We start from the raw sequence: 17,541 nt of genomic DNA, 5'->3' as shown, positions 1-17,541 counted from the left end.
CCGTGGCTTCGCATTTAAATACGGCAAATTCCTGACGAACTACTTGCTTACAATCAGGCCTCTAACTGCCCACTCATAATTTCCCACCGCTTTGGTATATTCCAGCTCGGCGGTCTTATACGATGCCACGCTGCTGAGCCAGGAACACTCAAGCCCCAAATAATTGGCTCTTGAGAGCATTCCCAGTGCGTTCTGGCGCTTTGCCGCCTCGTAACTCTGCGCGGCCGCCTGATATCCGGCTGCTGCACTGTCATACGCCTGCTTCTTGGATACTACCGCCGCATAGAGGTTCTGGATTGTGATCGCCACCGAATCCTCGGTATAAGCAACGTTTCTTTTTTTGACCGTACGGTTGGAAGAACCCGTTGCCTTATTTGCACGTACCGACATCAGATCATAATTCGCACTGACTGCCGCCTGTGTATCGGTACCCAGATCCATTGCCGCGATCCGGGACGCATCCGGAACCGGCACATCCGCAAAGGTTACCGGCGCATCCGCGTCAAATCCAAGTAGCATTAAAATATTCTGTTTGAGCTGCAATGCCCCGTTTTCTGCCTGCTGGGCGCTGGAATTGGCCTGCTGCAGCGCCTTCTGCGCCGTCAGAACCTCCTGCGCGGAAGCACGGCCGAGCGCCTGCATCTTCTGTGCGGCATCCGCATTTACCTGGCACATCTCCACATTCTTTTTCGCTGTCTCCACCTGCGGGAGCAGTTCCTCATACTGGATGAGCAGGTTCTGCACCGCCTTGACTAACTTATTCTTCGTCTGGCGCAGGGTCCGGGCGTAGGTGCCGGAAAGCTCCTTGTTCGTAAGCTTTGCCCCCTGTTTGCGCAACTCTCTCGCTGCCGCCTTGTAGCCCTCAAACAGCTCTCTCGTCTCCGCATCCATATCGTCGGACTTCAGGTCCATCGCATCTTCCATGAGGGCGCTTGCCTCAGCCGCCAGGGCAGTTCCCGCCGACTGGCTGGTCGCCTGGCTGTAGAGCTGGGAACGCAGGTTTAAATACGTGCTGTTGTAGCCCTCGATCCGCCATGCGATCTCACCGTACTCCAGCGTCCCGTCCTCAAGCTGCTCTTTGGTGTACGGGGAAGTCTCCTCCTCCATCTCGGTATTGCCGCCCGTCAGCACCGGACCGGTCGCATCGTCACCGATCCGCGCATCTGAGCCGATCCCCGGTGTTTTAGCCGCATATGCCGGCATCGTCATAGCCGTGCTGACTAACGCCGCCTGTAAAAGAATGGCAAACAGTTTCTTCCTGTTTTTCTTCATCTTACTCATCTTCATTTCCTTTCGGCGCTCTGCGCGCCTGCTCCCGATTCTATCCCGGCGCCCCGTTTCAGGATGCCGAGCGTCCGGACAAACCGTTCCCGGATACGGTTTTCCGGGACTCCGTCGTGAAAGCTCTTGATCTCCATCGCGATCGACATCATCGCCATGCGAAAAAAGCTCATATATTCCTCCCAGCCCATCTTCCGCAGGGATTTTCCCACGCACGCCTCATAAGCGGCGCGCTCCAGCCTGCGTCCGCGCACGGCGCGCGGGCTGTCCAGGTCATAATTGAATATATCGAAGGTCAGCGCCTCCCGACTGCTGCACTCCATGATGTTGCGGATGAAATCCGCGCGTTTCTGGTCGCGGCACAGGGCGAGTGACCCATTTAAGGACTGGTCAAGCATCTCCCAGATGTCCCCCTGCGCCGCTTCGAGGCAGCGCTCGCCGCATTCATAAAATTCATTGATAAAGCTCTCACACAGATATCCTAAAACATCCCATTTACTGTCAAAATACGTATAAAAACTGCCCCGGGAGATCCCGGCATCTTCTATCATACGGTTGAGCGATGCTTTTTCTATCGTTGTCCGCGTATATTCAGCCATACACGCGTCCCGGATTTTCTTCTGTTTTTCCTCCGGCAACCGCTTAAATCGTTCCGACGGCATCTTCTTCTCCCCCTTTTTCTATCAGTACAGGCAGCTTCCCCGCCCCGGGTCCGCCGCCTGACAGATTCACTGCTTAACCTGCTTTTCCTTAGTCGCAGTCCAGTTTCTCATACTCTTCTTCTTTGCCTTTTCCCATGTTATAAACCACCCGGTAGAAGGATGGAAGCAGTACCAGCGTCAGGATCGTCGCCGCAACCAGACCGCCGACGTTTACAAGGGCTAAGCCCTGCATCATCTTGCCCGCCTTGCCAAATGCCAGACAGTTCGGGATCATCGCAATGATGGTCGTCAGTGTCGTCATGCAGATTGGGCGTACACGGATCGCACCGGCTTCTACCAGCGCCTCGTCTAACGGCATCTCCATCCGCAGCTGGTTCACCGTATCCACGTATAAAATACCGTTGTTTACAACCGTACCGACCAGCATCAGGAAACCAAGCATGGAGTTCATACTGATCGGGCAGTCCGCCAGAAACAGGAATCCAAAGGAACCGATCAAACTGAACGGGATCGTTGCCATAACCATCAGGGAGAATTTCGGGGACTCAAACTGGATCGCCATGACAATGAAAATCAGAAAGATCGCTGTGACAAGCGCCATTCCCAACGCGGAAAGCTCCTCGCCCATCGACTCATCCAGGCTATTGGTCGCCATCTCAACGCCGTACGGGAATTCCCAGTTCTGCACGAAGCTCTTGACATCTTTTTCAGCCGTCTTCTTATAATCTGCCTGTGCCTGCATCGTGATCGATACCTGGTACTGTTTCTCTTTTCGTGAAATCTCCTGTGGGCTATCCTGGTAGTAGATCTCTGCCAGATCCTCCAGCGGAAGCGTATTACCCGTCGCCGTCGTGATCATCATGCCCTGCAGTTTCGCGATGGAATCGTAGCGATCCGGCGCAAATTCTACCTTCACGTCCTGATCATTGCCGTTGACGGAGATCGTCGCCGCTTTCACACCGCTTAAATTACTGTATACCATCGAACCGATGCTGGCCGGGGTCAGTCCCTCTGCCTCTGCCTTAACCGGATCCACATTTACCTTGATAACCGGCGCCGCATTCTCAACAGAAGAATGTACCTGCATAACATCCTCGCGCTTGCGAAGCTCAGTTACCAGATCATCCGCTGCCTTCTTTAATGTATCATAATCGGTACTCTGCAGATCCACCTCAATTGAATCACCGCTGCTCATGCTGCTGCTCATACTGCTGCTGCCCTGTTCCAAGGTAATGGTCGCATCAACGTAGTTCTGTGTCGCATATCTCCACTTCTCGATAACCTCGTCCGTGGAAAGTTTTCTCTTATCTTTTAAGTAGGCATTCAGCGTCACATCACTTCCGGAAGTCATGCTGACACCACTGTTTCCATATGTCATCAGGTAATGATCCACATCCTCGTCTGTCTCTACCATATTTTCCAGATCGAGCACAGTGTCACGGATCGCCGATACCGAATAACCCGGTTTCGTCTTGATCGTCATCGTGACGATACCTTCATCGATCGAAGACATCAGCTCCAGGTTCAGTCTGGACGCCATGAGGATGGACAGGACAACCAGCACTGCAGTCGTTCCGAATACAAGCGCATAGCGCTTGATGACATGCGGCATATGCTTGCGATACCAGCCCTGGATGCCTTTGATTATACGTCCTGCCGGCGCATGATCCTTCTCAACCGGATGCCAGAACATATAGCAGAGCGGCACGATGATGACTGCTGAGAATAAGGAAGCCGTCATACAGAAAATGATCGTGTACCCGAGCTGTGTAAAGAGCTGTCCAGACATACCATTTAACATCAGAAGCGGAATAAATACAACACAGGTTGTCAGCGTACCGCCGGTGATCGAGCCGATCATCGTGCGCGTACCTTCCAGCGCCGCATCATAGAAATCCAGTTTTTCCTTTGCCCGGAAACATCCGTCGAGGACGTTGATCGAGTTATCAACCATCATACCTACACCGAGAACGAGCGACGTCAGGGAAATAATATTCATTGAGAATCCCATCGCCGCCATACAAATGATCGCCAATACAACGGAGATCGGAATGGACGTACCTACGATGACCGACGCACGCAAATCGCCATAGAATAAGAACAGAATGATCATGGACAGGATGATCGCCAGGATCAGGGTCTGGATTACGCTGCTTAAAGACTGTTTCAGCGTGTCACTGGCATCATCTACCACGGTGATTTTAAGACCCGGATACTGCTTTTCAATTTCCTGCACCTTCTTGGTTACCTGGTTGGAAACCTCGATCGCGGTGGAACTCTGCTGTTTTTTGATTCCCAGGGAGATAACATCTTCGCCATTGTAACGTCCGATCGAGCTTGCATCCTCCAGCGCCTCATAGACATTTGCGATATCAGAAAGATGGATCGTCTCACCGTTTGCCAGCGGAAGTACGACATTTTTCAGACTTTCCGTGCTCTTAAATTCGTTGCCGACACTGACGTCGAGATCCTGTTTTCCAACCCGGACATCGCCCGCCGGGATCGTGAAATCGGCGGCACCGACTAACTGTGCAACCGTATTCATATTCAGGTGGTACTGTGCCAGTTTTTCCGGAATCAGTTCCACGCGGGTGTAGCTATCCTGACCGCCGGCAATCGAAACCTCGCCGACCGAGCTTAATTTCTCAAACTCAGGAACAATTTTGTCATCTACATATGTATAAAGGTTCTGATCAGCGTCGCCGCTGACTGCCAGCGTAACCGTCGCCATCGAGTTGATATCCAGCTCCATGATATTCGGATCGTTGGCATCGTCCGGCAGATCGCTCTGAATGCCATCTATCGCCTTTTTCAGGTTAATGTATGCGGTATCCATGTTGGTACCGTACTCATACTGGACAATGACGATCGATACATTTTCACGGGAAATGGACTGTACCTTATCGACCGAGTCCAATGATGTGATCGCATCTTCTTCTTTCTTGGTAACCAGATCGGTTACGTCCTCCGGGCTGGCTCCCGGATACACCGTAGCGATGATTAACATCGGCATCTCCATCTCTGGCGTCAGTTCCAGCTTCATGCCCATGACGGACTGAAGGCCGAAGTACGCGATGGTAATCAGACAGAGAATGATGGTAACCGGACGCCGCAGTGCGAGTTTTGTCAGTCGAATCATTCTTTGTCACCTGCCTCTGTCGTCTCCGCTGCTGTCTCATTGTTTCCGTCTGTCTGCGCGCCATCGGTATCCTGTGCTAACAGGACTTCTCCCTGATCCACCAGCTCGTTGCTCCAGCTCACGATGACCTGGCTGTCACTCGTCAGACCCGATTTTACTTCCATATTTTCATCGTCATAGATACCTGCTTCGATCTCGGTCTTCTCCGCTTTTCCATCCTCATAGAGGTATACAAACGGGGCACCGTTGTCATAGCTGACTGCATCGACCGGAACGGTCAGCACCTGGCTGACATGATCCATGATAACCGTCATTTTTACGCGAGAACCATTCGTAAGACCTGCTGCATCCGGCACCATCGCACGCGCGTCATAAAGGCCGCTGCTCTCGTTGACCATAGATCCGATTTCGGTTACAGTACCGGTGTAATCCGCACCATTTTTCTCCAGCGTCACGCTGTCGCCCAACTCCATCGTCTGGTGGATCTTCTCGGTGATGCCGAATTTAACCTGTAACTGGCTGGCACCGGAGATCGTGCAGATCTCGCCTGCCGGAGATACATGATCATGCGGCTCGACGCTCCGGGACTCGATCACACCGTCGATCGGCGCCGTCACGGTCGTGTATTTCACCTGCAGATCGTACTGGTTCTTCGCAGATTCATAGGAAATCTTCGCATTCTGTGCGCTGTTTTGTGCCTGCTCCATCGCCTCCTGGGAGACAAAACCATCAGCAAAGAGCGCCTGGGTACGGCTTAAATTGCTGTCCGCATTCTTTAAGGCAACGGAAGCCGCATCCACCTGTAGCTTTAACGCTGTCAACGCGTCGGAATCGATCTTGCACAGCGCCTGCCCTGCCTGGACCGTATCGCCCGCCTGGAAGTAAACCTCCAGCACCTCGCCGCTCATCTTCGGCATGACGCTCGCGCGGGACTGCGGCTCTACCAGTCCGGTCAGATCCGTGTACAAGCTGATGTCCTGACGAACCGGATTTTCTACTCTTACGGTTGGACGGGATTCATATTCCACCGCCGTATTCTTATGACCGCATCGGGACAAAACGACAGCGCCAACAACTACAATCGCAGCCAGCGCCAGAATCTTTCCTCTTTTTTTCATAATTTCCTCCATCTATGCTTGTTCTTGGTATAAATTTTTCTCAGTCTATATTTTACTCATCTCGTATATACTTTGCCACTCCCAAGTTTGGACAGGTGTGTACACAAATTTGTCAAAATGTATCCATCTATGTTCATCTTTTTTTCATGGCACCCAAATTTTCCTGCCGCTGACCGTTTTTTGGGGTACATGACAGCAAAAACGCAGGAAAAACCAACCAAATACCGCTGATTCCTCCTGCGTTTCCTTGTTCCATTTTCTAATTGACAATAATTCGTAACTGTTCAGTACCTTCACAGTCACGCGCAGACCTACTGAACAGTTACAATAATTCTCAAAACTGCCGGAAACCTGCTTTCCTAACGGACCTGCATAGGGTCGCACCCGGTGCATTTGCGGATCACGCTCATGAACGTGGCGACGCGCTCCTTCACATCCGCCTCATCCTTAAACGGCGCGTCAAACGCAACTCCCATAACCGAGAAAATGATGATCTGCACCGCCATCGCCGCCTCCGGCATCGTCAGGTTCTTAAACATACCAATCCGCTCCAGATGGTTATAAAAATACTGGTACACCTTTTCTCCCATCTGACGGCGCAGCGCCATGAACTGTACCGACTCGGACAATGCCCGGATATGCTTCTGGTTTTCCATGATATACATATACAGCTGTGTCAGCGCCTTCTCCGGATCTGGCTGGCTCATCGTCTCTTCCATGATGCGCTTCATCTCGCGTTCCATCCGGTATTCCATCAAATCATATATATCTTTAAAGTAATAATAAAATGTTTTTCTTGTGATCCGGCTCCGCTCAACCAGCGCCGTAACCGTGATCTTCTCGACCGGTCTTTCCGACTCCAGCTCGATATAAGCCTCTACAATCCGTTCCTTCGTATTTCCCTGCTGCATACTCTTTTCCTCCGGCAAACCGTTGTTGTTTTAGTATAGTTTAAAATTCAACAAACTGCAAGTATTGCCTGAAATTTCCATGTTCCTGCGATGAATCGTTACTGTTCACGCATGCGTGCCCAGTAACGGAATTTGCCGTGGCTTCGCATTCAAATACGGCAAATTCCTGCTGCCACCACGTTTTCTTACGGCACTTTCGGTTCCAAAAGTGCCTACCCGTGAACAGTAACGATGAATCCACGTTACTGTTCACGCAAACGTGCTTATTTGTGGACAGCAGCCGATACGGACGGTCCGCTTTCGTGCTTCACACGCCCTTCCACCTGCGGCAGTTTCTGCGAGTATACAACCACCCGGTCGCCTTCCAGTATCTGCGTACCGCCGTCTGGAATGACGATCTGGCTGCCCCGCTTTATCATCACAATGATCGTATTCTTATAGAAGCGCGCCTCCGCGATCTTCTTACCACACCAGCGGTGATCGGGTGTCATCAGAATCTCTTTTAAAAGGATTCCCTGGCTGTCCGTAAAGCCCTCTGCACCCAAGACGACGGTATCCCCTTCCAGAATTACAGTCTGCCCTTTGGGCACAATCGTCTGCGCGCCGCGCCGGATCACTGTGATTAACATACCCGGAAGCATCTCAATCTCACAGATTTTACGGTTTTTCCACGGATGATTGTCCCCGATCGGAAGCTGCACGAACTGAATCTGCATATCGCCCGTATAGTCTGAGAACGTCCGCATGACATCGGTCGAGTTGTCGATCATGTCGCATTTTTCTGCCACCTTCGGAAGCAGCGAACCCTGAAAAATGATGGAAAATAAAACAACGCAGAACACGATGTGGAATATATCATATTTCATATATCCCTCACTGAGCGTCGCCATGATCGCAAATACGATTGACGCCGCACCGCGCAGACCCGCCCAGGAAATAACCAGATACTGCCCGATCGGCGGTTTCGACGGTGCGAGCAGCAAGCCAACCGCCGCCGGACGCGCCACAAATGTTAAAAACAATGCGATTGCGATCGCCGGAAGCACGATCGACGGCATCTGCGAGGGAAACGCCAGAAGTCCCAGTAAGAAAAACAGAAGCATCTGCATCATGCCGGTAAACGCATCAAAGAAGCCAACCAGCGCTTTCTGGTTCTTCAGCTCCTGATTTCCAAGGATAATACCGGTCAGATACACGCTTAGGTAGCCATTTCCGCCAATCTGGGATGCAAGCGCGTAGGAAATGATTGCCGCCGCAAAGACAAAGATCGTGTCAAATCCCTCGCCATAAAAGGCATACCGCTTTAAAAGCCATGTCACCAGCCACGCGACCGCCGCGCCGGTCAAAAGCCCAAATGCGAGCTGGCGGATCAAAAGCAGAACCGCCGAACCGCCGCTCACACTCCCCGTCATCGCAGACAGCAGAATCACCGTCATCATGTACGCAAACGGGTCGTTGCTTCCGCTCTCTAACTCCAGCATGGATGCCGTGCCGTATTTGAGGTTCAGCTTGCGCGAACGCAGGATCGAGAACACGGATGCCGCATCGGTCGATCCAAGAACTGCGCCGAGAAGCATTCCTTCCATCAATGCCATCTTAAGCACCAGATGACAAAACAGCCCGGTCAAAAACGCCGTCAGCACTACACCCGCCGAGGATAACAAAATCGACCGCCCCGCGACCGGCTTCGCCTCACTCCAGCGCGTGCCGAACCCGCCGTAAAACATAATAAAAATCAGTGCCACCGAGCAGACCTGTTCCGCCAGTGCAAAATTGCCGAATGGAATCTTAAAAATACCGTCCGATCCAAACAGCATTCCCAGCATAATAAAAATAAACAACGTCGGCACCCCCAGCCGCCCCGAAAGACGGCTTCCCGCGATGCAGACAAGGATAATAATCGCTACGACCAGAAGCGCAAATGAAGTTGAAATATGTATCATTCCTTTCTATGTTTAGTAGGTATCATAAATGTGGTGTTTTTATAATGATACAATATCTCTATGCCTCTTTCGTGTTAAGATTCCATTAAAAAGAGGAAATCTTACAGCGACAGATCTCCCTTCGCCCGCGCCCTCCGGTCGCGGATCGACTGGATCACCGGCACCAGGAACATTGCGACGATACCGCCCGCAAATCCATTGTTATAGAGGTTCATGCCCCCATACACGATCCCGACATTGAGCGCCACCGACGCGTGCAGAAAACCGGCTAACACGCCGCATAAAATTCCAAACTCTCCGGCGATCGGCGCCAGCGTCGTGGAAAAGAGCAGCGCCAGAAGTGCCGACGGATTCGTGATATCCCACGCCCGGACGGTACTCGCAATGCAGACGCCCGCCATGATCGGGAAAATATTCCGCAAATGTTTTCCAGTCGCACTGAATCCAACGATGGTAAAGATTCCGCCGATCGTCGGTCCATTTAGGTTTCCGCCGACTGCCAGCACAAAGAAGGTCGCAAACAGACCATTGAGTCCCATGTTGAGAAGCGTCACCGCACCGCCCAATTCCAGCAGGTAATCGGTACCGCCGATTCCCGTTGTCGCAAGGAGTTTTTCATAGCCTAAAAGCGTATCTTTTCCGCGCCACAGCACTGCCACCACCGACATGCCTGCAAACAGGACAAATAGCAGCCCTAAAAGCATCGCATCATTGCCGGAGGACCAGATAAGACGCGCCTCCGTCTCAATTCCAAAGGACTTAAACGTGGAGACCAGGACCGTCGCAATGATACCAGAGGCAAATCCCACATTATAAAGGGAATATCCCTTATGGGCATAGTGGGAATGCGTCGCGAGCGGTGGAAGCACGAATCCGATACAGATTCCCACCAGAATCGTCACACAGAAGCGCTGCCAGAGCGGCAGCTCCACCACGTGCATCAGCTGTGTGATGATCGGAGACAGGCTCGTTCCGTAGATGCCGACATAAATATAGTTGGATAAGTGCATTTTATGATATTTTGCATAGAGAAATACACCCAGAAAAATCGCCCAGATATTCATCAGATTTTTTCCGAACAAAGAGAATCCAAACATCAGACAGCAGGATGTGATCGTATGCCCGTCCATCTCCATCCCAAGACTATAGACAAAGTAGATGCTGATAAGCGCCATCATCCCGGCATTGACAAACGCGGCTCCCATGCCGCCGACCGCAATATAATCGGTGATCAGGAAATCCGGTTCCCTTATGATTTCATAGATACCAGTCACAATGGAGTCAAACGGCTGTATAATCAGCCCCACTGAAATGAAATAGATCGGAATCAGTGCCAGAAGAAAGAATTTCATCTCTCTGGACAGAGATTTCACTGTAGTCATATACGCACACCTTTCAAAAAAGGGATGCAAAAAAGATTCCGCATCTTTGCACCCCCGACTGTTAACATTCTATAAAAATGGTTACTATTCTATTGTATTGGATTTTCAACTGTTTTGCAACTGATTTTTTTCTCACTGTAACCCGTTATGAAACCCGTCCGACAGAACCGGCTGCCCCCATTCTCATGTGAAATTGTTACTCTTCCTCCGGCGCACTTCCCAACACATAACCGCGCTCTTCCAATATTTCGCGCAGCTCATCAACCACCGCCCCCAGCTCTTTACCTTCCTCGTCGATCGTGATGTCCGCGTATTTCTCAAAATACGAGATCCTCTCATGGTAGAGATCCAGAAGTGTCATGCCGTCTTTCAGCGCCACGCCGCGGTCCTTGACATCGCCGACGCGTTTTACCAGCTCGTCATAGGTAATTTTCAGATAGACAACCAGTCCGATGGATTTTAAATGTTCCATCGCTTCCTTTCCGTAGATCACGCTGCCACCCGGTGCGATGACCGCCTGCTCGGCTTCCACCCCCGCGTTGACGCGGTTCTCCACATCGAGAAATCCGTCCAGTCCCTGTTCTTCGATGATCTCGCGCAGACGCTTACCTTCCTGTTCCTGAATCAGCAGATCCACATCTATAAAGGAATAGCCCAGTCTCTTTGCTAAAAGCACTCCGACCGTGCTCTTTCCTGCGGACGGCATACCAATCAAGGTTACATTATTTTTCATCTTTGGCACCTCTTCTTTTTCTTTACACTCCATCCAAATGTTCCAAGAAGCTCTGAAAGCCCATAATAGCCGCCATGCGAATACACAATCGGTTCCGCCTTTGCAAGCTCCAGGCTGCCGCGCTCGTTGAGCCACTGCTCGTCCACGCTGACACCCGTTACCTCTGCCAGAAACATATGATGTGACCCCAGTTCCTTGACTTCGGTCACCCGGCACTCGATCGCGACCGGGCTTTCGGCGATCACCGGTGCTTTCACCGTCTGCGCCAGAACCGGTGTGAGCCCTGTCTCCTTCCATTTATCCACATTCCTGCCGGAGCGGACGCCGCAGTAATCGGTCGCATACGCCATCGACTCCGTCGCCAGGTTGATGACAAACTCACCGCTCTCCCGCAGCATATGGTAAGAATAGCGCTCCGGGCGCACCGAAATGTACGCCATCGGCGGGTTCGTACAGATCGTGCCCGTCCAGGCAATCGTGATGATGTTGCTGTTTCCTTCGCAGTCCGCCACTGTGACCAGCACCGCCGGAACCGGATAAATCATATTGCCCGGCTTCCACTGGGCGCGCGGTCCCGGAGTGATACGGGTCTGCAGGCGGGATGCACGGTCTGCCACATTTTCCTGATTCATCCGTTTTGCCGATGTTTCCCCTTTTTTGAAATCCGCCGGCTTCACCGGTTTTGTCCGTCTGGAAGCTGCTGCCTCCCGGCGACGCTCTTCTGGCTTTCCAGCCGCTCTCTTCTGTGCCATCCCTATATCCTCTTAATCGTTGTCCGGGAGAAGTTTGATCCGGACCATGATCTGTTTCACCATGCTTCCTTCCGGCAGGCTCATATCATCGATATGCGTCTGTGCCGGCAGATCGCCCTCTTCCTCCAGCTCCAGGCTGATCCAGTTGTACGCTGCCTCCCGCGCATTTTCCACCGCATCCTCCAGATCCGGACCTTCCGCCTCGCAGCACTCCAAATCCGGGAAATATGCATCATACCCTTTTCCATCTTTCTTAGGCGTAAAAACCGCCGGATATACAAATGTCATGGTATCCTTCCTTTCCGTCCGACCTTCCTGCCCTGCACGAACTATCACTGGATTTTCCGTATGAAACAATCCCGTCCGCGCACTGTCACCTGATTTACTGCTCCAGTGTCACTGTCAGTGCCGGAATCAGCTGTTTCTTTCTGGAAACAACGCCCGGCAGTGTTGCCGTCTGCTTCAGCTCTTCATTTGCATCACCTACGTGGAACGCATCTGCCACAACCTGTGCCGCCCCCTGTCCAACACAGAGAAGTTCGGTCGTCTCCGTCAGGATATTCGTCAGCATGAAGAAGATCATATCCAGACCTTCGTCCTCACGCGCCTTCTCCATAAACGGCAGCATACGGTTCTTCAGCTTTCCAAGCTCCTCTGCATTCAGGGAGTTGATCTGACCGACGCCGAAGTTTGTCTTTCCAGCTGAGAATTTCTTGAAATCCAGATACAGAATCTCTGCATCGCTCTTGCCCTTTAACTCGCTGCCTGCCTCAAACATCTGGTTTGCGAACTCATCCAGCTTGATGCCTGCCATCTCAGCCAGAGAAACCGCTGCCGCCCGATCCATCGGTGTGCAGGTTGGAGAACGGAACAGAAGCGTATCGGAGATGATCGCACTGCAGAGCAGACCTGCGATGGTCTTGTCGATCTCCAGCCCCTGTTCGCGGTACATCTGGAAGATGATCGTTGCCGTACAGCCGAGCGGCTGGTTACGGAAGAAGACCGGTCCGACTGTCTCCACGGTACCCAGACGATGGTGGTCAATCAGCTCCAGGATATTGGCATTCTCGATGCCGTCTACCGCCTGGCCGCGCTCATTGTGATCGACCAGAATCACGTTCTTGCCGCGCGCACCCAGTAAGTTACGGCGGGAAATCAGGCCTTTGTATTTGCCTTCTTTATCGAGTACCGGGAAATGACGGAAACGCTTGCTTGCCATCACATCCTTAATATCATCGATGAAATCATCTGTATCGAAGGTGATCAGCTTCTCAGTCTTCATGAAATAGCTGATCGGCATACTCTGGTTAATGAGACGGGCTGCCGTGTAGGTATCATACGGAGTTGTGATGACGGTACAGCCGCGCTCCTGTGCCAGTTTTTTGATCGTCATGGAAACGCCAGCGCCCTCACACACGATGATACAGCTTGCACCCATCTCGATCGCGCACAGCTGCGACTCATAGCGGTTGCCGAGGATAACCAGGTCGTTCTCTTCAATATAATATTCCATCATATCCGGATTAGCTGCCGCAATCAGGACTTTTCCTTTATCAAAGTACGCTTTCTCATCGCCAACAAAAATCGCGCCCTCCAGGGTCTCGATGATATTTGCATACTGGGTGCATGCCTTGGAAAGAATGCTGCTGTCGTATACATTCATATAAGAACGGGTAATATCGCCGACTGTGATCAGACCTTCCAGTATATTCTTATCGGTAACAGCCGGAAGTGTTACCAGACCATCCTCCTGCATCAGGTTCCATGCTTTTCTCAGGGAAATATTCTTGGAAACACCTGGAGTCTCGCGGATCTCAATATCCTTGACCTGCGTTTTGACGGATTTAATCAGTTTCGGCACAGCTACCTTAAAGTAATCCAGTACGAAGGTTGTCTCCGGGTTCAGTTCTCCGGCACGGCACGGTACATATTCGCCGCCCGTCTGAAGTGTTTTGAAATTCGCATAGCCGATTGCAGAACAAATCGAATCCGTATCCGGGTTTTTATGTCCAATTACAATCGTTTTCTTTGCTTTTTCTGCTGCCATTTTTTCCTCCTGATTCGCACCGTGCGCTGCAAATTCTGCCATTTTTCTTTCTATCCTCTGTTTTGATAGAGAAACCTCTGATTCATGAAACTTTTTTGTACAAAATCGCCAATTTTCATAATCTGTTTACACGGTGTTCATATTTTATTCATATCTTATTTTTATACTAAAAGCATAAAAGATTTCACTTTTCAAATTTGTTTTATAGTGATTTTGCACATAGATTTTTCATAATTGCCCCGGATGCTTGACCGCTCCGGGGTCTCCTCTTGTCTACAGCATTTTTCGGCATATCTGAACGTTTTTCTATCCCTATTTCCTTCAAACGTCCAGACCATTTACCCTGCACTCTGTCACTCAAAACAAGGCGCCTAATCTAAGATCAGTCTCGCCGCCCCATAGATACCTGCGTCATTTCCCAATGTTGCCAAGCGAACCTCGCCCTTATTCTCAGAGATCGGGGTCAATTCGCGGTAATAGCGGTCAATCCAATCCGTTAAAAAAGTCCCCGCCTTGGATACGCCGCCTCCGATGACGAAAATCTCCGGATCCACGGTCATCGAAATGGTCGCCAGCGCCCATCCGAGATAATAGCACACGGTGTCCATAACCTCCAGCGCCAGTGCATCCCCGGCTTTTGCCGCATCCAGCACATTTTTTGCGGTGATCGCATCACCGTAGGCACGCATCACCGATGCATCCGGCTTTGCCGCCATCTTCCGTCTCGCCTCCCTGGCGATACCGGTCGCGGACGCTACCTGTTCCAGACAGCCGTGTCCGCCGCAGTTGCAGGTTTCTTTCTCGCCCTCGCGGATATGGATATGACCGATCTCGCCGCCCAGTCCGTGGCGTCCTGCAACGATCTTCTGATCGTGTACCACGCCGCCGCCGACACCGGTTCCCAGCGTCACCATCACGATATCATGGCAGCCCTTGCCGCCGCCCTGCCACATCTCGCCGAGCGCCGCCACATTAGCATCATTACCGGAGCGGACCGGCATTCCATCTAATAACTCACTCAAAATCTTCTGCGGGTTCAGATCGCGCCATCCTAAGTTGACGCAGACCTCCACATAGCCGTCCGGCTGCACCGGTCCCGGAAATCCCATGCCTGCGCCGATCACGGCATCCATCGGAATTCCCCGCTCGTTCAATTTCTTCCTGATCGAAGCGGCTACATCCGGAAGAATGTACGCCCCATTCTCTTCCTTGCGGCTCGGAACCTCCCACTTATAAACAAGCGTTCCGTCCGTCTCAAAAATACCAATCTTAACCGTCGTTCCGCCGACGTCTATCCCAATACATTTTTTTTCCATGTCTGGATCCCTTCCCTTACGGCTGCACTGGCAGCCTTTCTTCTATGCCCTCATCTTTTTTCTGCGCTGGCTCTTATTATACGCAATGCATCCCCGTTTTGCAAGGTTTGGAAAGCAAAATACACCTGCCTGCCGGAGAAAGGCGCATTTCTGCTTAAGCGGTACCGCATTCTTTTCTGCCGACAGACAGGTGCCTGTCTTTTATCTTATTTTTTTACCAAAATCAGCATTATTTCAGGCTCTTAGCCACCTCTACCACATGCTCAACGGTAAAGCCGAACTTCTTGAACAGAAGCCCTGCCGGTGCGCTGGCACCGAAACTTTCCATCGCGATGATCTTGCCGTCTAAGCCGGTGTACTTGTCCCAGCCGAAGCTTCCAAGCGCCTCTACTGCTACACGGCGGCGTACTTCTCTCGGAAGTACGGACTCCTTGTACTCCTCGCTCTGCTCCTCGAACAGATCCATACACGGCATGGAGACAACGCGGACTTTCTGACCTTCTGCTGCCAGAGTCTCTTTTGCATGAACCGCCAGAGCTACCTCGGAACCGCTGGCAATCAGAATTAACTCCGGTGTGCCCTCGCAGTCGTCGATGATGTAGCCGCCCTTTAATGCCTCACGGCTGCTGCCTGCCATCGGCTCCAGATTCTGTCTGGTCAGCACCAGTGCGGTCGGTGTGTGCTCGGAAGTAACAGCACTGTACCAAGCTGCCTCTGTCTCGGTCGCATCGCACGGGCGGAATACATGGAAGTTCGGCATCGCACGCAGCGCTGCCATCTGCTCGATCGGCTCATGGGTCGGTCCATCCTCACCAACGCCGATACTGTCATGCGTAAATACATAGGTCAGCGGCACGCCCATCAGTGCAGACAGTCTTGCCATCGGTTTGCAGTAATCACTGAATACAAAGAAGGTCGATACATACGCACGCAGACCGCCGTGCAGCATGATGCCATTTCCGATCGCTGCCATCGCAAGCTCGCGGACACCGAAGTGCAGGTTACGTCCAGCTCTGTCCTCCTTGGAGAAGTCGCCCGCATCCTTCATGTTAGTCTTGTTGGACGGTGCTAGGTCAGCAGAACCGCCAAACAGGTTCGGCAGAACATCCTTGATGTAGTTGATCAGGCGTCCGGAGATCGCACGGCTTGCTTCCGGTTTCTCCTGTTTTGCCCAGAATCCGGCGTCATCTTTCAGCGCCTCGCCCGCCTTTGCATTGTGATACTGGTTCCAGAGCGCTTCCATCTCCGGATATTCCTCGCAGTAAGCGGCAAACATCACGTTCCATGCAGCTTCTACCTCTGCCTTCTGCTCTGCGATCTCGGAGTAGTTTTTGTATACCTCTTCCGGTACGAAGAACGGCTCTTCGCTCGGCCAGTTTAAGTTCTTTCTGAGTGCTTCCACATTCTCCACGCCCAGCGGCTCGCCGTGTGCGCTCGCCTTGCCCTGTTTTGCCGGGCAGCCGAAGCCGATCTGCGTCTTGATGGTGATAAAGGACGGATGCTCGGTATCTGCCTTTGCAGCCTCGATCGCCTTGCCGATCGCGTCGATATCATTGCCGTCTTCTACCGTGATCGTCTGGAAACCAAATGCCTGCATACGCTCCTGTACATTCTCACGGAATGCGATGTCGGTGCTTCCCTCGATGGAGATGCGGTTGGAATCATAGAGAACAATCAGCTTGGAAAGTCCCAGGGTACCTGCCAGAGAGAATGCCTCAGAGGAAATGCCTTCCATCATACATCCGTCGCCGCCCAATACATAGGTGTAATGGTCAACTACCGGATAATTTTCTTTGTTGAATACGCTTTCCAGATGTGCCTCAGCCATCGCCATGCCGACTGCCATACCCATACCTGCGCCCAGCGGACCGGTCGTCGCCTCAACGCCAACGGTATGACCATATTCCGGATGTCCCGGAGTCTTGGAATCTAACTGGCGGAAGTTCATCAGATCTTCTTTGGAAAGATTTCCGTAGCCAAACAGGTGCAGCAGAGAGTACAGCAGCATGGAACCATGACCGCCGGATAAGATGAAACGGTCTCTGTTCTCCCACTTCGGGTTAGCTGGGTTATGGTTCATATGATGTGCCCACAGTTCATAAGCCGCTGCTGCACATCCCAGCGGAAGTCCCGGATGACCGGAATTTGCCTTCTGGATTGCGTCTGCGGATAAAATCCGGATCGCGTTTACGGATAATGTGTCAATCTGATTCATAAGTAACCTCCTGCTATGTATCTTAATTTTAAAAACTAAACG

Annotated in this window: 13 protein-coding genes; all 13 read right to left on the bottom strand. The window is 51.8% G+C overall.

The features are described 5' to 3' along the window. Window positions 1–39: 39 nt before the first annotated feature. The 13 genes from DWV73_RS10245 to tkt all read right to left on the bottom strand — a co-directional run bounded on the left by DWV73_RS10245 (window position 40) and on the right by tkt (window position 17,499). Window positions 40–1,281, bottom strand: coding sequence for a TolC family protein (locus tag DWV73_RS10245; RefSeq protein ID WP_181986248.1), 1,242 nt, complete (start codon window positions 1,279–1,281; stop codon window positions 40–42). Between the two features lie 2 nt (window positions 1,282–1,283). Beyond that, on the bottom strand, window positions 1,284–1,943 hold the full coding sequence (locus tag DWV73_RS10240) for a TetR family transcriptional regulator (protein ID WP_117796617.1): 660 nt from the start codon (window positions 1,941–1,943) through the stop codon (window positions 1,284–1,286). An 88-nt stretch (window positions 1,944–2,031) separates the two neighbouring features. Beyond that, the gene (locus DWV73_RS10235) at window positions 2,032–5,082 is read right to left on the bottom strand and encodes an efflux RND transporter permease subunit (RefSeq protein WP_117796616.1); all 3,051 of its coding nucleotides are present in this window, start codon (window positions 5,080–5,082) and stop codon (window positions 2,032–2,034) included. Next, the gene (locus tag DWV73_RS10230) at window positions 5,079–6,200 is read right to left on the bottom strand and encodes an efflux RND transporter periplasmic adaptor subunit (RefSeq protein WP_227589701.1); all 1,122 of its coding nucleotides are present in this window, start codon (window positions 6,198–6,200) and stop codon (window positions 5,079–5,081) included. Before DWV73_RS10230 ends, DWV73_RS10235 begins: the two co-directional genes overlap by 4 nt. A gap of 359 nt (window positions 6,201–6,559) precedes the next feature. Beyond that, window positions 6,560–7,111, bottom strand: a complete 552-nt coding sequence (locus tag DWV73_RS10225; protein WP_117796615.1) for a TetR/AcrR family transcriptional regulator — start codon at window positions 7,109–7,111, stop codon at window positions 6,560–6,562. A 263-nt stretch (window positions 7,112–7,374) separates the two neighbouring features. Next, window positions 7,375–9,054 (bottom strand): potassium/proton antiporter, encoded by a 1,680-nt coding sequence (locus tag DWV73_RS10220; protein ID WP_117796614.1) that lies wholly within the window; start codon window positions 9,052–9,054, stop codon window positions 7,375–7,377. Window positions 9,055–9,155: 101 nt separating this feature from the next. Continuing rightward, the gene (locus tag DWV73_RS10215) at window positions 9,156–10,436 is read right to left on the bottom strand and encodes a DUF1576 domain-containing protein (protein WP_107001742.1); all 1,281 of its coding nucleotides are present in this window, start codon (window positions 10,434–10,436) and stop codon (window positions 9,156–9,158) included. A gap of 196 nt (window positions 10,437–10,632) precedes the next feature. Then, window positions 10,633–11,169 carry a shikimate kinase gene (locus tag DWV73_RS10210; RefSeq protein WP_022360009.1) on the bottom strand — a complete coding sequence of 179 codons (537 nt, stop codon included), beginning with the start codon at window positions 11,167–11,169 and terminating at the stop codon, window positions 10,633–10,635. Next, entirely contained in the window at window positions 11,166–11,921 is a 756-nt protein-coding gene (locus DWV73_RS10205; RefSeq protein WP_333549898.1) for a flavin reductase family protein, read from the bottom strand. Before DWV73_RS10205 ends, DWV73_RS10210 begins: the two co-directional genes overlap by 4 nt. Window positions 11,922–11,933: 12 nt before the next feature. Further along, the gene (locus tag DWV73_RS10200) at window positions 11,934–12,209 is read right to left on the bottom strand and encodes a type II toxin-antitoxin system HicB family antitoxin (protein ID WP_107001743.1); all 276 of its coding nucleotides are present in this window, start codon (window positions 12,207–12,209) and stop codon (window positions 11,934–11,936) included. A 94-nt stretch (window positions 12,210–12,303) separates the two neighbouring features. Beyond that, window positions 12,304–13,968 (bottom strand): putative manganese-dependent inorganic diphosphatase, encoded by a 1,665-nt coding sequence (locus tag DWV73_RS10195; protein ID WP_117796680.1) that lies wholly within the window; start codon window positions 13,966–13,968, stop codon window positions 12,304–12,306. A gap of 371 nt (window positions 13,969–14,339) precedes the next feature. After that, complete coding sequence (locus tag DWV73_RS10190; protein ID WP_117796613.1) at window positions 14,340–15,284, bottom strand: ROK family glucokinase; 945 nt, start codon at window positions 15,282–15,284, stop codon at window positions 14,340–14,342. Window positions 15,285–15,513: 229 nt separating this feature from the next. Next, window positions 15,514–17,499: a transketolase gene (gene tkt / locus DWV73_RS10185; RefSeq protein WP_022360014.1), complete on the bottom strand. Its 1,986-nt coding sequence runs from the start codon at window positions 17,497–17,499 to the stop codon at window positions 15,514–15,516. Between the last annotated feature and the right edge of the window lie 42 nt (window positions 17,500–17,541).

This window comes from Clostridium sp. AF12-41, from assembly GCF_003461685.1.
Taxonomy (GTDB): domain Bacteria; phylum Bacillota; class Clostridia; order Lachnospirales; family Lachnospiraceae; genus Otoolea; species Otoolea fessa.
Note: the sequence above shows the minus strand (reverse complement) of the source record. Positions and strands in the feature narration are given on the sequence as shown.

Coding starts and splice junctions, on each gene's coding strand:
- DWV73_RS10245 (WP_181986248.1), bottom strand. CDS start 1,281: ATGAGTAAGATGAAGAAAAACAGGAAGAAACTGTTTGCCATTCTTTTA.
- DWV73_RS10240 (WP_117796617.1), bottom strand. CDS start 1,943: ATGCCGTCGGAACGATTTAAGCGGTTGCCGGAGGAAAAACAGAAGAAA.
- DWV73_RS10235 (WP_117796616.1), bottom strand. CDS start 5,082: ATGATTCGACTGACAAAACTCGCACTGCGGCGTCCGGTTACCATCATT.
- DWV73_RS10230 (WP_227589701.1), bottom strand. CDS start 6,200: ATGAAAAAAAGAGGAAAGATTCTGGCGCTGGCTGCGATTGTAGTTGTT.
- DWV73_RS10225 (WP_117796615.1), bottom strand. CDS start 7,111: ATGCAGCAGGGAAATACGAAGGAACGGATTGTAGAGGCTTATATCGAG.
- DWV73_RS10220 (WP_117796614.1), bottom strand. CDS start 9,054: ATGATACATATTTCAACTTCATTTGCGCTTCTGGTCGTAGCGATTATT.
- DWV73_RS10215 (WP_107001742.1), bottom strand. CDS start 10,436: ATGACTACAGTGAAATCTCTGTCCAGAGAGATGAAATTCTTTCTTCTG.
- DWV73_RS10210 (WP_022360009.1), bottom strand. CDS start 11,169: ATGAAAAATAATGTAACCTTGATTGGTATGCCGTCCGCAGGAAAGAGC.
- DWV73_RS10205 (WP_333549898.1), bottom strand. CDS start 11,921: ATGGCACAGAAGAGAGCGGCTGGAAAGCCAGAAGAGCGTCGCCGGGAG.
- DWV73_RS10200 (WP_107001743.1), bottom strand. CDS start 12,209: ATGACATTTGTATATCCGGCGGTTTTTACGCCTAAGAAAGATGGAAAA.
- DWV73_RS10195 (WP_117796680.1), bottom strand. CDS start 13,968: ATGGCAGCAGAAAAAGCAAAGAAAACGATTGTAATTGGACATAAAAAC.
- DWV73_RS10190 (WP_117796613.1), bottom strand. CDS start 15,284: ATGGAAAAAAAATGTATTGGGATAGACGTCGGCGGAACGACGGTTAAG.
- tkt (WP_022360014.1), bottom strand. CDS start 17,499: ATGAATCAGATTGACACATTATCCGTAAACGCGATCCGGATTTTATCC.